Source organism: Dysgonomonas sp. ZJ709, assembly GCF_011039195.1.
In the GTDB taxonomy this organism is placed as follows: domain Bacteria; phylum Bacteroidota; class Bacteroidia; order Bacteroidales; family Dysgonomonadaceae; genus Dysgonomonas.
The window spans coordinates 60,864-75,459 of record NZ_JAAKEM010000019.1; the positions used below are offsets into that span (position 1 = coordinate 60,864).

A 14,596-nucleotide genomic window follows, 5' to 3' on the forward strand; every position below is an offset into this window, starting at 1 on the left:
ATCTCAAAGTATGAAACATGAGGGACAACACAAAAATCGGAGATCAAACAGACAGAGTCTGGGGCGATTTTCACTGCGCATAAGTATGTTATTTATGGCGCTCTTTGCATGCTCGTTATTAAGTGCTCAAACCGAAAGAATTACAGTAAAAGGGATAGTTACTGATAATACGGGGGAAGCACTTATTGGCGCTAGTGTGACACAAAAAGGAACTACAAATGGAACAATGACAGGGATGGATGGAGATTATTCATTGTCAGTTCCGAGTAATGCGACGTTAGTAATAACGTATGTTGGCTTTACAACGCAAGAAGTACAAGTGGGTGGGAAAACATCACTCAATATTAAATTGAACGAAGATTCCAGAGCGTTAGACGAAGTGGTTGTAACGGCTTTAGGTATCAAACGTGATAGGAAATCACTAGGTTATGCTTTGCAGGAAATCAAAGGTGATCAGCTGACAGAAGCTCGTGAAGCTAATATAGCCAACGGACTTACAGGTCGAGTTGCCGGATTACAAGTTAAGCAAGCGGGTACAGGTCCTGCAGGGTCTAGTAGAATCGTTTTGCGTGGTAATAACTCTATTGGTGGTAATAACCAACCCTTAGTTGTTGTAGATGGTGTGCCTATTGATAGTTCTACCGGTGGATCTGATGACTATTGGGGTAACAGAGCTGTAGATAGAGGTTCCGGTATGGCCGATATTTCTCCTGACGATATCGAATCTATGTCTGTTTTGAAAGGACCAGCGGCAGCGGCACTTTATGGATCGCGTGCAGGTAATGGTGTAATTATGATAACAACCAAGACAGGTGCAGGAAAGAAAGGTTTGGGTGTTTCGATCAATTCAAACTTAACATTCGATTCGCCTATGCAACTTCCTGAATATCAAAATGTATATGGACAAGGGGCAGGTAATCAATACATAGTGAACTCGACAGGTAGCTGGGGTGAGAAAATGACAGGTCAGAAATTTGTAGACCACGTAGGTCATAATATTGTATATTCTCCTGAAGATAATAATCTTAGAGATTTCTTACGTACCGGTACTACTTTTACAAACAGTGTCGACCTGACTAGTGCCACAGATAAGAGTACGCTACGTGTAGGGTTGATGCACCTATCTAATAAAGGGGTTGTACCTAATAGCAATTTTGGAAGAACATCTTTTACAGTGCGTGGTACAGCTAAGCTTTCGGATAAGTTGTCAATGGATACTAAGATTACTTATGTAAACCAAAGAACAGACAACCGGATTAAACTGGGTGGTGACCCCGATAATATTTTCAATAATTATTTAATGATGCCTCGTTCTGTTCATTATAGCGATTTGAGTCGTTATCCTGATTATGCTTATCCGGTAGGAACAAAAAGTACAGCTACGGGTGCAGATTTATCGGGACAGCCGGTGGCATGGACTGATCAGTACGGTGGGCTTATAAGAAACCCTTATTGGGCTGCTTATAGAAATACGAATAATGATAGAAAAGATCGTTTTCTCGGTTTTGGTTCATTAAAGTATGAATTTACAGATTGGTTAAATATTCAAGGGCGTTATGGTATGGATTATAATGCTAGTCAATACGAAATGCGTCAAGCTACCAAGACCCCTTATTGGGAAACATCTGGTGAATATATTATGAATAAAGATACAGGTTATGAGGTGAATACAGATTTCTTGATTACATTAAATAAATCACTCTCTGATAAAGTCGGTCTTGTGGCTACAGCCGGTGGCAATATTATGTATGCACGTACCGATAATTTATGGACGCAGGCAAATGGTCTTTATGTTCCCAACTTTTTCAATATATCGAATGGTTTGGACAAAGATGTTAGAACGGATGTCTCTCGTAAACAAATCAACTCATTATATGGTACTGCATCTTTTGCATTCGATAATATGTTATACCTCGATTTGACTGCTCGTAACGACTGGTCTTCTACATTAAATAGTAATAATCGCTCGTATTTCTATCCATCGGTAGGGGGTAGCTGGATATTTACAGAATCACTAAACAGATGGGATGTAAAAAGTTCGGTATTGAATTATGGTAAGGTTCGTTTGTCGTGGGCACAAGTAGGTAATGATACTTCGCCGTATCAATTGTTTAATTACAGAACGCTCCATACAAAGAGAGATGTATCGGATGGGCAAATTACAACTATCCTAACTCCGAACAAAAGTGATACAAAAGCATTATACGATTTGAAAAATGAAACTATCGAATCTTATGAGTTAGGATTGGAGTTGAAAGCGTTCAATAATCGCTTAGGATTAGATTTTGCTTATTACAACAAAGAGGCAAAAGACCAGATATTGAAAATGAACACACCTTCTTCTACCGGATTTTCTTACAGATATGTGAATGCAGGGAATGTGAGAAACCGCGGTATTGAACTATTATTGACAGGAACGCCTGTTTTGACGAAGGATTTCACATGGGATGTGACAATTAACTTCTCGAAGAATAAAAATAAAATTCTTGAATTGGCTGATGGTATAGAAAGACAGATACTTAGCGATGCTTCTTACTCGGGTATGATCCAGATAGTAGCAGAGGCAGGCGGTTCGTATGGAGACATATTTGGAAAATCTTATACAAGAAACGATCAGGGTGAAATCCTTATTGGTGCCGATGGATTACCTACATTCGATTCTGATTATAAAAAACTAGGTAATGGAAATCCAGATTGGATGGGTGGTATTAATAATGCATTCCATTATAAAGGAATCGAACTGTCATTCTTGATTGATATGAGATATGGTGGTGAAGTATTTATGGGTTCGATGAGATCGGGTTCGATGGCCGGAACATTGGCTTCGACTGCCGACGGGCGCGAATCGATGGTTGTTCCGGGTGTTAATGCCAGCGGAGCTGCCAATACAGTAACTACTACAGCCGAAAAATATTGGCGTGCATTAGGATCAGGTTCTGAACCTTGGATATACGATGCTACTAATGTTAGACTTAGAGAGATTATTGTGGGTTATTCATTGCCACGTAAGTTGCTTTCGAACACCTTTATTCAGGGAGCTAAATTCAGCTTTGTTGGTCGGAATATATGGATGATACATAGCAAAACTAAAGGTTTTGATCCCGAAGGAGGTTTCTCTACAGGAAATGCTCAGGGCTTCGAGTATGGTTCGATGCCGACGCTCCGCAGCCTTGGATTTAATGTCAATATTACATTCTAATATTTAAAAAGTAACAGAAATGAAAACAAAAAAAATAATATTATCACTCCTGTTGGGAGTAGGCCTATTCGGATCTGGGTGTACCGATGGTTTTGATGCTATAAATACCAATCCAAATGGATTGACAGAAGATCAATATGACTTTTCTATGCTTGATCTGGGTGCTAGTCTTAGAAAGGGTGCTACCTACGAAGGGGCTGATGCTCATCAGCGAGTAAAAGCTTTGGGTATTGATGTATTTGTTCAATATACCGGAGGTACTGCAACATCGGCTATATGGAGTATGGATGATGGCTGGCAATCTTTATATTGGAAAAATCACTACAATAACCAGATATCCATTTTAAATGGGATACTCAGGGATGCCGAGCTGTATGAAAATCGTGAAAATTCAAAAGCATTAGCTCGTATCTGGCGTATTTATATCCAATCTATGTTTACAGATTATTTTGGACCTGCACCATTTCCACAATCATCAGAAGATACAGATCCTGAATATATGAAATTGGAAGATCAATATGCCATCTTCTTTAAAGAATTAGATGAGGCTGTAAATGATTTTGATGCGACTAAACCTTTCTTAACGAAGGAGGATCCGATTTATAGCGGACGTATGACTCAGTGGAAACGTTTTGCCAATACATTACGATTGAGGCTGGCTATTAAAATGTCTGAAATAAATCCGACGCTGTGTAAAGAGCAAGCCCAAAAGGCTTTTGATGCACCCGAAGGAATTATGCAATCGGGAGACGATGCCCGTATTGCCGGAACATCGGGTTGGGGTAATCAATATCCTTATTATATGTATCAGGTGGCATGGACTGATAGACAAATGTTAGTGGCATCGATGGAAAAGGCTTTGACCGGCATCGGTGGTTTGGACTATTCAGGTACTGCTACAGTTGCTCCGGCTAAAGTAGATCCTCGTGGCTCGCGAATGTTCGACCCTAGTCCTGTAGGAAATGCATGGGTGGGCATACCTCCGGGCATGCGTACCGAACCGGGTGATCTTCGTTCGAAAAGTGCTGCAATGAGTACAATATGGGTTATCCCGAATGATACCCGTAAAACAGACATAATGCTCTATACGGAAGCATGTTTCTTAATGGCAGAGGCTGTAGAGCGATTTGCAATTGTTTCTCCTAAAACAGCAAAACAATGGTACGAAGAAGGTATCAAGGCTTCTTTCGCAAATTGGGGAGTGTCTGCAGATGTAGATGCATATATTGCCTCTAGTGAAAAGAATCTTTGGGGTACATCTGCTAAGTACGATGATGCAACAGGGGCAGGTAATACAAAGCTCGAAAAAATAGTGACACAAAGATATATAGCCTTCTATCCCGACTTGTCGCTTCAGGTATGGAACGACAAACGTCGATTGAATATACCTGCGATGGTTATTCCTGAATACAGAGATTCGGGAGCTGGTATTTATCCTTTGGACGGTAATATAAAAAATCCGGATAATTATATTTCGCGCACGGTTTATCCACAAAGTGAAAAACAGATAAATGAGTCGAAATATAATGGTGGTGTGGCACAATTGAGAGACGGTGATAAAACATCATCTCCATTATGGTGGGCTTCGAAAAGAAGTAATTATGTTACTTCTAATTAAGCGATAATTTCATAGATGTTGATGAAGGTGCAGGGTTGTAACACCTTGCACCTTTATTATTTATGTTTATATTTGCTTCTTTAATGTGATAATTACATTTATGAAAATAAAATATGAGAATAGGAATTGATCTCGGAGGAACAAATGTTAGAGTAGGAGTAGTCAGTGACGGACGAATCCTGATGAAGATTTCAGAATCATGCAAAGCCGATAAGTCGGAAGAAGAAACGGTAGAACATATAAAATCGTTGGTGCGCAGGGTGATGAATAGTAACATAAGAGGTATTGGTGTCGGTGTTCCATCAGTTGTAGATGCCGAAAGAGGAATTGTATATAACGCTGCTAATATTCCATCATGGAAAGAAGTGCATTTGAAAGAGATGCTTGAGAAGGAATTCAAAATTCCTGTTGTAGTTAATAACGATTGCAACTGCTTTGCTTTCGGAGAGCGCTACTTCGGCGAAGGTACTACCTTTCATAATATTGTTTGTGTGGCAATCGGTACAGGAGTGGGAGCAGGCATTATAATAAATGACGAGTTGTATGGAGGTAGTAATACCGGAGCAGGTGAGATAGGCAGTTTGCCTTACTTGCAGCACGATTACGAATATTATTGCAGCAGTCATTTCTTTAGCAAAGTGCATGGTATAACGGGAAAAGAGGCTTTCGATAGAGCGATGCAAGGCGATGAACAAGCATTAGCTTTATGGGATGAGTTTGGTGAGCATATTGGTAATCTGATGAATGTTGTTCTATTTACTTACGACCCTCAGGCTATCATAATTGGAGGAGGTATTGCTAAGTCTTTCGATCTGTTCTCTGGAAAAATGTATGAGACCATAGCGAAATTTCCATACCCCGAAACCGTCAAACGATTGAAGATCGTTCTTTCACAGAAAGAGGATATCAATCTGTTGGGTGCTTCGGCGCTGGTGCGCTAATAATAAATTGCTCGAAAGTAAGGGTAGACTGACTAAATTACTTAACCTTTTCTGTCGGATATTTTATCCGAATAGGCTATAGGCAATAGCTATTCGGCCGAAAGTTTTTTATAAAACAATTGATCATTAGCTTCTGATATTGATACGCTTTTGCCTGAAAAACGTATTCGGAAAACAGATGGATGATAGATTAAATTGATTAGTAAAACTATTTAAAATATAGCTGATTGTGCCATATAATTGCTATATTTGAAATTCAAAATAATACATTATAAAAAATATAAAAATGAGATTAGATCTAAGTTCACAAATCGTACTGGACAGGGTGCCTCAGCGCTATTACAGTCCGGAGAATGAATTCGAGTTGTCAGCATTAACTCGTTACGAAAAGGTTCCTACTCTGATTTACGAATCATCGGTAGATGCTTCATTGCAAATAGCTAAAGATATTGCAGCCAGAATTAAAACGAAACAAGCGGAAAATGCAACGTTTGTGCTGGCTTTGCCCGGAGGGCAATCTCCACTGACTATCTATCAGGAACTTGTCCGTATACACAAAGAAGAAGGCTTGAGTTTCAAAAATGTGATTGTGTTCAATCTTTATGAATTCTATCCATTACAAGCACAATCTAATAGTAATTTAAAATTATTGAAAGAGTCGTTTCTCGATTTTGTAGACGTAGACCCTAAAAATATCTATTCGCCTGATGGTTCTATTTCTAAAGCGGAAATATTGAACTACTGCCGCGATTATGAATTGAAAATACAAAGCGTAGGAGGTATCGATTATATGCTGTTGGGGCTTGGTCGTGCAGGTAATATTGGTATCAATATCGCAGGATCTAGTTTAAATTCTCATACACGCCTTATTCTGTTAGATATACAGTCACGCAAAGAAGCTGTTAATACATTCGGATCGCTCGACAAAGTTCCTGTAAGTGCAGTAACTATGGGTATATCTACCATAATGAAAGCAAAAGAGATCGCATTGATAGCATGGGGCGAAGACAAAGCCAATAGTGTAAAAGATGTAGTGGAAGGCGCTCTTTCTGATGCCATTCCGGCTTCATGTCTGCAAGCTCATCCTAATGCACGTGTATATACAGATCTGAATGCAGGTTTCGACTTGACACGTATCAATCATCCTTGGTTGGTGACAAGCTGTGAGTGGAATAGCAAACTTATTCGTAGAGCAATCGTTTGGTTATGTTTCAGAGTGAACAAGCCAATCTTAAAACTGACGAATAAAGATTATCAAAATAACGGACTTGAAGAGTTATTAGCTCTTTACGGTTCAGCATACAACGTAAACATTAAGATCTTCAACGATCTTCAACATACAATCACAGGATGGCCGGGAGGTAAGCCCGATGCCGACGATACAAATCGTCCCGAGCGTGCCAAACCATATCCTAAAAATGTAGTTATTTTTAGCCCGCATCCCGATGATGATGTGATCTCGATGGGAGGAACATTCAAACGTTTGGTAGATCAGAAACATAACGTACATGTAGCTTATCAGACATCAGGAAATATTGCAGTGGGCGACGAAGAGGTAATACGTTACGTATCTTTATTAGAAGACGTAAGAGCGAAATACGATTCGTCTAACGAAGCTTTCAAGAAAAAATATGCAGATATTCTTCAATATCTATTGCATGACAAAAAAGAAGGAGATGTAGATACTCCCGATATTATGTTCCTGAAAGGTCATATCCGTCGTCAGGAAGCAACAACAGCTTGCCGTTATGTAGGGATGGATACTAAAAATGTCAGATTCCTCGATTTGCCATTCTACGAAACAGGACGAGTTAAGAAAAATCCGATTTCGGAAGCAGATGTTGAAATCGTTAAGAAATACCTGAAGGAAGTTCAGCCCGATGAAATATTTGTAGCCGGCGACCTTGCCGACCCTCATGGAACCCATAAAGTATGTCTGGATGCAATCTTGGCAGCGATAGATGAAATGAAAAATGAAGAGTGGTTGAAACATTGCCGTATCTGGATGTATCGTGGTGCATGGGCAGAGTGGGAAATAGACCATATAGAAATGGCAGTGCCTATCTCTCCCGAGGAATTGCGTTCTAAGCGTAACGCTATTTTGAAACACCAATCGCAAATGGAAAGCGCACCATTCCTTGGTAATGACGAACGCTTGTTCTGGCAACGTTCCGAAGATAGAAATCGTGCAACTGCCGAATTATATAGAAGTTTGGGCTTAGCATCGTACGAGGCCATCGAAGCCTTTGTACAATATAGGCCGATTTAAGTGCAGGAAAATAATATTTAAAGCTATATTTGCTGGCTATAACATTACTGGTTTATAGCCGGCAAAATAGTAAATTGGTCTGTGACCTTAAATAAAATAATAGAAAATCATGAGATTAATTATTCAACCCGATTACGATTCTTTGTCTCAATGGGCAGCAAATTATGTAGTTGCAAAGATAAATGCAGCAAAACCTACAGCCGAAAAGCCGTTTGTACTGGGTTTGCCTACAGGTTCGTCGCCAATGGGTATGTATAGAGGATTGATAAAGCATTATCAGGAAAAACGTGTGTCGTTTAAGCATGTAGTAACATTCAATATGGATGAGTATGTAGGTTTGGCGAAAGACCATCCTCAAAGCTATCACGCTTTCATGTGGGATCATTTCTTTAGCTATATCGATATCGATCCGGCTAATGTAAATATCCTTAACGGTACGGCTTCCGATCTGAATGCCGAATGTGCAGCTTACGAAGCTAAAATGGAAGCTATCGGAGGTGTCGATCTGTTTTTGGGTGGTATAGGTCCTGATGGACATATTGCTTTCAACGAACCGGGGTCATCCCTTTCGTCACGTACACGTATCAAAACATTGACTCAGGATACAATTATCGCTAACTCGAGATTTTTCGATAACGATATTAATAAAGTACCTAAAACATCTGTAACAGTAGGTGTCGGTACAATTCTCGATGCAAAAGAAGTATTGATTATGGTGAACGGACATAATAAAGCTCGTGCTTTGGCACAGGCTGTAGAAGGTTCTATCAATCAGATGTGGACAATTACTGCACTGCAATTACACCCTAAAGGCATAATTGTATGTGATGATATCTCAACATACGAATTGAAAGTAGGAACATATAATTATTTTAAGGATATAGAAGCTGCACACCTTGATCCTACAAGTCTGCTTAAATAAGGAAGAACTGTTTTAAATTATTATAATGAGGAGAGGGAGCTTCCATGATGGACGCTTCCTCTTTTTTATTTTAAATAATGTTGTTTTGATATAAACACCAATATAAACGATGAGTTATGAGCCGGTATCTATCTTTCATCTACTCAAAGAGAAAGAGTCAAAGGGTGTACAAAGCCACTCCTTAGAGGGACTCCCTATCATCCCGATACGTAGTGAGGGATCTCGACTTCTCTTTGTTATAGGATAACAGATCCCTCACTACGTATCGGGATGACAAGTTCTTCAGGAATTTTTTTAGTTATTGTTTTTTAAATCGAATTCACACTAAAATAAGTAATAAAATAGGCTGTAATAACCATTCTATTGTATAAAAGCCACTCAATAAATTGATCATCATCTTTCACGTTAAGATACTTTTGTTCTGATATGTTCTTTCTAAGCAAAAAAAATATTACTTTAGCTACTGATTTGACAGAGAGCGTAAAGATTTTATAAAACAACCATGCAATTAAAGGCTTTTGCCGCCATAACCAGATGTTGTCTTTTTGTCGTATAAGAAACTACTTGAAATTCGTTCTTCCCACATATAGAATAGACCCTGGCAAATGACGCAGGGATGTTCCGTTTCACAATTAATTATTTTACTCTTATGAAAAAGAGCTTTTTAACAAGTGTTTTACTACAAATATTCTTGGCATCATCTTTCTATATACATGCTCAGATAACTATTGGCTCAGGAATAGAGCCCAATAAAGGTTCTTTACTCGATTTGAAAGAGCATCAGCCTACCAATGCCATCACCGATCCGGCTACTGCCGAACGGGGCTTGGGTATGCCACGTGTTTCATTAACTTCATTAACCGAATTAAAGCCAATGTATTCTTATACAGGAGGCGCGAATACACCAAGTCAGACAGATAAGGAAAATCATGTTGGTCTTATAGTCTACAATATCAATGAGGATTTTTGTGCTACTACGCCGATTGTTAAAGGAATGTATGTTTGGAATGGGACAGATTGGAACATCTTGGGTAGTGGGGTATCTGTCGATGTGCAAATATTCAAAGATCAGGAAGGTAAGAATTTTAAAGCACGTACTTTCGGTAGTGCAGGTACTTGGATGATCGAGAATCTTGCAGTAAAAAAATATGCCGACAATACTCCGATTGAACTCTATGATGGCAGTACAACCAGTCCGGCAGTAAAATCTATGTATGCTTATCCGGCTAATGTTGCAGCAGGTTGGAGTAGTCAACCGGCAGGATGGAGCCAGAGTCAAGGGTTACTTTATAGCTGGCGGGCAGCAACGAATAATTACAATCCGGGTGGCATTGATCAATCGCAGGTTGCGGGTTCTGTTCCCGGTGCGAACGAAGTGGAGGTTAATCTCGAAAATCCTGTAGGCGCTAAGAATGGCAAAGTTCAAGGTGTTTGTCCCACAGGGTGGCATTTGCCTAGCGATCGCGAATGGAATGTTTTGGAAAAGGAGCTTTATAACAATCCGACTACATATAGCAATTATACGTCGACACAGATAAGTACCTTCAATCCTCTTACCTGGCAAGATGCTTTTGCAACAAGTACCGGAATGCGTCCGGCATCAACAACTACCATCGGACATGGTGGCGTGATGAAGAATGCATGTCAGTTAGTTAATTCTAATAATAATCCGGAAGGTCATAGCCTGCCTGCTGTTCAGGGAGGATTCGATGCTATGCTTGTTGGTAATGTTTCCACCACGGCTCAAAATTATGGTGTTACCGCCTTTTTTTGGACGAGTAGTGCTCGTGCTGCTGCTACCTCATTCCAGCGGAATGTAACATACAACAGAGCTTATGTTTCCAGAGGTGTAGGAAGCAGTTTTATCTTATTTTCTGTTCGTTGCAAAAAGGATTCATAGTTGATCACTTACACATTGAGCAATACTTCTATTTTTCTATTCGTATTCTGGCATCTACAGCAACCACCACTCTCTCGTTGGCAAGAAGTGGATTAATATCCATTTCTTTTATTTCGGTTGCAAAGCGTAGCAGAACAGATAGGCGAACGATTATCTCTACGAAAAGATCCTCGTTGATACCTTTCTGACCACGTGCTCCCTTTATTATTTTGTGTGCTCTCAACGAACGCACCATCGATCGGGCTTCGTGAAAACTAAGTGGGGCAAGTCCCGAAGCTACATCCTGCAATATTTCTACAAAGATTCCACCCAGTCCGCATAATACAATATGCCCGAAAGTGTTTTCGTATTTTGCACCTATAAATAATTCCTGCCCCGAAAGCATAGGCTGTATCATTACCGAATGAGTTTCAGGTATTTTCATTAGCCGTTCAAATTCGAAAGTCAAATGTTCGTCCGATTGTATGTTTAATACCACACCGCCTACATCCGACTTGTGAAGTGGACCTACACATTTAGCAACAATAGGGTAGCCTGTTTTTTGAGCAAAAGCAATCGCTTCCTCTTTATTATCCGTCACTAGTTCTTCTACCTGCGGTATTCCTGCGGCATCAAATAGCTGCTTGATTGTTTGAGAATCGGCATAGCCGCTAGGTGCATTATCAATAATCGAACGTATTCGCGGAATATCGACACCTATATCTTCTATTTTGCCAACCGATGGAGGAGTACGGCTCACTACTTTCGATAGAGCATTGGCCAAAGCATATTCATCTGTAAAATTAACATGCCCTTGTTTCGTGAAAGTGTCCATTTCTTCAATAGCAGCTACCACGGATGGAAGTATGGGGTAAATAGGCAATTTACATGTCCTGATTTTCTGATCAAGTATTCTGTATGCTTCGGCTACATTACTTACACCCGGATTACCATATATAACAGCAATACCATCTATCTCCTTAAAATATTTTTCGCAGAAGTCGATAGCTATTCCCATGTGTTCTCCGCTCCCCGTACCTATAATATCTATCGGGTTACTAACTGCTGCTCCTGATAATAAATGTTTTTTGAGCTCCGAAGCCAGCTCTTTGTCCATTTCGGGTACATTAATATTCCCTTTCGATAGGGCATCGGTAAGTATAACTGCCGGACCACCCGCTTGAGTGATGATAGCCAGATTTCGACCTTTCAGATTTTTCATGGTCAATACTGCACCCACATTAGCTAATTCTTCACGCGAATGGCAGCGTATAATACCGGCTTTTCTGAATAAAGCTTCGACAGCCGAATCCGAACTGGCAATAGCTCCCGTATGTGACGAGGCTGCACGGCTACCCGATTTGCTTGTTCCCGATTTGATCGCCGCTATGCGACAGCCTTTATTAATAAGCGAAGCCGAATGTTTAAGGAAGCGGTCGGGGTCGGTTATTTTTTCTAAGTATAATAATTTTATGCGCGGACTTGTTTTCTGATCAAACTCATCGTCCATATATTCAAGTATATCTTCTATTCCTACCTGTGCAGCATTGCCTATCGACCATGCCGAGTTGAATTGCAGCCCGAGGCACATTGCAGACTCTATTATATAAGTGATTGTGCCGCCCGAACTCGAAATTATATCTACCCCCATGTTGTTGAGGTTGGGGATAGGGCGTGTAAATATACTTTGATGGTGTGTGTTAATAAATCCCGAACAGTTAGGCCCGATCAAAGTTGCTCCTGCTTTATCGGCAATGGCAATAAGTTCATTTTCCATAGCTCGTCCTTCTTCAGATACTTCGCTGAATCCCGACGAAAACACAATGAATGCTTTTACACCTTTCTTATTAGCTAATATGTCTACAATTTCTAAACATACTTTTGCCGGAACCGATATCACCGCCAGATCGGTATTCGGAATAAGATCGACATTGCGGTACGATTTTATACCTTGTACTATATCTTCTTTTTCATTTACAGCATATAGGTCACCATCAAATGTTCCGTTTATCAGATTGTGCAGTACACTGCCTCCCGGTTTCTGTATATTATTAGATGCCCCTACCACAACTATGCTTTGGGGTTGGATCAGTTCTTTATTAATCATGGCTCAGTAATTTAGATATATAAGGTATGAATATACAATTTTTTGAACATTCTGTCATTAAATCTAACAGATTTTTTGTTGAGATTGTTCTTGATGCTGTCATTTTAATATAAAGGATGTCGGTGTTTTAGAAATTATCGTATTTTGCAAACTAATTGTATCTTTACTCCAATATATAATAAATGTATTATGATGTTACGGACAGCAAATGTTATACGATATATAATGCCTCTGCGAGAAGGAGGATCTTTACCTGCTTTGGCTGATGCAGACGATGGTTTTAAATATGTATTGAAATTCAGAGGGGCAGGGCACGGTACAAAAGCATTAATCTCGGAATTGATAGGAGGGGAGATCGCGCGGGCGCTGGGCCTTCGCCTTCCCGAAATAGTCTTTCTAAATCTGGATGAAGCATTTGGTCGTACAGAAGGCGATGAAGAAATTCAGGATTTGTTGCAAGCGAGTAGAGGGCTTAATATGGGATTGCACTTTCTATCGGGTGCTATCACTTTCGATCCCGTAGTAACCAAGGTAGATTCTAAGTTGGCATCGCAAATAGTTTGGTTAGACGCCTATCTTACCAATGTAGATAGAACAGCCCGAAATACCAATCTGCTGATCTGGCATAAAGAATTATGGCTTATAGATCATGGAGCATCCCTATACTTTCATCATACATGGGATGGGTGGGAGAAGTATGCTTTGAGTCCATTCAAACAAGTGAAAGACCATGTCTTGTTGTCACAAGCAGGAGATTTGGCTGAGGTCAATAAAGAATTCAGATTGTTATTAACTCATGATAAGATCCGGGCAATAGTCAATTTGATTCCTGACGATTGGTTGCATTGGGGTAATAATGGAGAAACGCCTCAGGAATTGCGAGATGTTTATGTGCAATTTCTGACAGACAGATTAAATCATTCCGAAATATTTCTAAAAGAAGCTCAAGATGCAAGAGAAACACTTATATGAATACGCAGTGATTCGTGTTTTGCCAAAGGTTGAGCGCGAAGAATTTCTTAATGTGGGTATTATTTTGTTTTCCAAACGAGCTAAATATATAAAAGCCATATATAAGATAGATGAAGATAAGCTTCGTTTGTTCTCTCATGATTTAGATATGGAAGAACTTCATTCCTATTTAAAGGCGTTCGATAAAATATGTTGCGGAGCAAAAGACGGAGGCCCCATTGCAGCACTCGATATCCCCGAAAGATTCAGGTGGCTTACCGCTGTGAGGAGTTCTTCAATACAAACATCACGACCGCATCCCGGATTTTCATGCGATTTAGATAAGACAGTAGAGAAACTTTTCAGCGAATTGGTACTTTAAACGTGTAATATTTGCTCGTAACCTATTTCAGCAAATATTACTTTTTATAGTAATAAAAGGAGGTGTAACAATAATTGTCAATTTTTGTTCAAAAAAATATGTTTCCCAACACCTTTCATACTAGGTATTTAGATATTTCCCATTAATTATTTTCAAAATAAGTTCATAAAACATTTGGAGTATAATTAAAAGTTTTCTACTTTTGCACCCGCTTCACCGCTGAACGCAGCGCATGAAGTTGATAAAAAAAGAAGCGATCTTTGACTAAATGATAACAATAAACAATAAAGAGTAGTACAAGGGAATTATGTATTGATTCGTTCAATAC

At 39.6% G+C, this 14,596-nt stretch carries 9 protein-coding genes; 8 read left to right on the plus strand and 1 reads right to left on the minus strand.

The window, feature by feature from the left end; all coding sequences use genetic code 11:
• Positions 1–10 precede the first annotated feature (10 nt).
• The 6 genes from G7Y56_RS13000 to G7Y56_RS13025 all read left to right on the plus strand — a co-directional run bounded on the left by G7Y56_RS13000 (position 11) and on the right by G7Y56_RS13025 (position 10,849).
• The gene (locus G7Y56_RS13000) at positions 11–3,199 is read left to right on the plus strand and encodes a SusC/RagA family TonB-linked outer membrane protein (protein ID WP_165044087.1); all 3,189 of its coding nucleotides are present in this window, start codon (positions 11–13) and stop codon (positions 3,197–3,199) included.
• A gap of 19 nt (positions 3,200–3,218) precedes the next feature.
• A complete protein-coding gene (locus G7Y56_RS13005) occupies positions 3,219–4,817 on the plus strand; it encodes a SusD/RagB family nutrient-binding outer membrane lipoprotein (protein WP_165024982.1) in 1,599 nt (532 codons plus the stop codon).
• A gap of 113 nt (positions 4,818–4,930) precedes the next feature.
• Entirely contained in the window at positions 4,931–5,758 is an 828-nt protein-coding gene (locus G7Y56_RS13010) for an ROK family protein (protein WP_165044089.1), read from the plus strand.
• Between the two features lie 286 nt (positions 5,759–6,044).
• Complete coding sequence (locus G7Y56_RS13015) at positions 6,045–8,027, plus strand: glucosamine-6-phosphate deaminase (protein ID WP_165044091.1); 1,983 nt, start codon at positions 6,045–6,047, stop codon at positions 8,025–8,027.
• A gap of 109 nt (positions 8,028–8,136) precedes the next feature.
• On the plus strand, positions 8,137–8,949 hold the full coding sequence (gene nagB, locus G7Y56_RS13020; RefSeq protein ID WP_165044093.1) for a glucosamine-6-phosphate deaminase: 813 nt from the start codon (positions 8,137–8,139) through the stop codon (positions 8,947–8,949).
• A gap of 649 nt (positions 8,950–9,598) precedes the next feature.
• Positions 9,599–10,849 carry an FISUMP domain-containing protein gene (locus G7Y56_RS13025; RefSeq protein ID WP_165044096.1) on the plus strand — a complete coding sequence of 417 codons (1,251 nt, stop codon included), beginning with the start codon at positions 9,599–9,601 and terminating at the stop codon, positions 10,847–10,849.
• 28 nt (positions 10,850–10,877) lie between these two features.
• Here G7Y56_RS13025 and G7Y56_RS13030 read toward each other — a convergent pair whose 3' ends face one another.
• Complete coding sequence (locus G7Y56_RS13030) at positions 10,878–12,935, minus strand: acetate--CoA ligase family protein (RefSeq protein ID WP_165044098.1); 2,058 nt, start codon at positions 12,933–12,935, stop codon at positions 10,878–10,880.
• 189 nt (positions 12,936–13,124) lie between these two features.
• Here G7Y56_RS13030 and G7Y56_RS13035 point away from each other — a divergent pair, with 189 nt between their 5' ends.
• Positions 13,125–13,907: a HipA family kinase gene (locus G7Y56_RS13035; RefSeq protein ID WP_165044100.1), complete on the plus strand. Its 783-nt coding sequence runs from the start codon at positions 13,125–13,127 to the stop codon at positions 13,905–13,907.
• Positions 13,885–14,268, plus strand: a complete 384-nt coding sequence (locus G7Y56_RS13040) for a DUF3037 domain-containing protein (protein ID WP_165044102.1) — start codon at positions 13,885–13,887, stop codon at positions 14,266–14,268. The genes G7Y56_RS13035 and G7Y56_RS13040 overlap by 23 nt, the downstream gene beginning before the upstream one ends.
• The last annotated feature ends 328 nt before the right edge of the window (positions 14,269–14,596 follow it).